General features: G+C 70.4%; 1 protein-coding gene. It reads right to left on the bottom strand.

Annotation, left to right across the window (positions count from 1 at the left end):
- Window positions 1-223: 223 nt before the first annotated feature.
- Window positions 224-1,515 (bottom strand): phosphoketolase family protein (locus AC1D15_RS31585; protein WP_477829152.1); only part of this gene is annotated, 1,292 nt, incomplete at its 5' end.

Consider the following 1,515-nt stretch of genomic DNA (forward strand, 5'->3'; position numbering starts at 1 on the left):
CGGCAGCGAGGCCGGGAACGCGCGCAACGCGTCGAGCGACGCGACGATCGCCTCATGCAAGCGCGGCCCGTCGCCGGACTGCGGGCAGCGGATCGTCAGGCGCGGGCTGTCGAAGCGGTCGGGAACGTCGCGAAGCGAGGGGATCGTCATGGCAGCGATGATGACGACCCGGTCGCGCGCCGGCCGCCTGGCGGGCGCAACGGCGTACGGGGATGCGAACGTTTCAGCGCGGCGACCAGCGCCACTCCTTCACCTCGGGCAGGTCGTCGCCGTGCTCGCACACCCATTCCCGGTGCCGGCGCAGCGTCGCCGCCAGCCGCTCGGCCTCGGCCGGTACCCGGTCGGCCAGGCGCGGCACGCGGCGGATCGCGTCGAATGCCAGCTGGTAGCGGTCGAGCTGGTTCAGCACCACCATGTCGAACGGCGTCGTCGTCGTGCCTTCCTCGCAGTAGCCGCGCACGTGGATGTTCGCGTGGTTGCGGCGCCGGTAGGTCAGCTTGTGCACCAGCGACGGGTAGCCGTGGAACGCGAACACCACCGGCCGGTCGGCGGTGAAGATCGCATCGAAGGCCTCGTCGGTCAGCCCGTGCGGATGCTCCCCCGGCGGCTGCAGCGCGAACAGGTCGACGACGTTGACCACGCGCACCTGCAGGTCGGGCACGTAGTCGCGCAGCAGCGTCACGGCGGCCAGCGTCTCGAGCGTCGGCACGTCGCCGGCGCAGGCCATCACGACTTCCGGCTCGCCGGCGCTGCCAGCCCAGTCCCAGGTGCCGGCGCCGGTGCGGCAGTGCCGCGTCGCCGCGTCGACGTCGAGCCACTGCCAGGCCGGCTGCTTGCCGGCGACGATCACGTTGACGTAGTTGCGGCTGCGCAGGCAGTGGTCGGCCACCGACAGCAGGCAGTTCGCATCGGGCGGCAGGTAGATGCGCACCACGTCGGACTTCTTGTTCGCGACGTGGTCGATGAACCCCGGATCCTGGTGYGAAAAGCCGTTGTGGTCCTGGCGCCAGACGTGCGAGGTGAGCAGGTAGCTCAACGAGGCGATCGGCTGCCGCCACGGGATGTTCCGGCAGGTCTTCAACCACTTGGCGTGCTGGTTGAACATCGAGTCGATGATGTGGATGAAGGCTTCGTAGCAGGAGAACAGCCCGTGCCGGCCGGTCAGCAGGTAGCCCTCGAGCCAGCCTTCGCACAGGTGCTCGCTGAGCACCTCCATCACGCGGCCGTCGGTGCCGAGGTTCGGGTCGACCTCGTCGATGCGCGCGAGCCATTGCTTGCCCGACACCTCGTACACCGCGTCCAGCCGGTTCGAGGCGGTCTCGTCGGGGCCGAACAGCCGGAAGTTGCGCGCCGCCAGGTTGCGCCGCACCAGCTCGCGCAGGAACTCGCCGAGCACGCGGGTCGACTCGGCCTGCACCGCGCCGGGCTGCGGCACCGCGACCGCATGCTCGCGGAACGACGGCATCGCGAGCGGCTGCAGCAGCTCGCCGCCGTTGGCATGCGGGTTCGCGCTCA

It is taken from the genome of Rhizobacter sp. P2_H2, assembly GCF_056403375.1.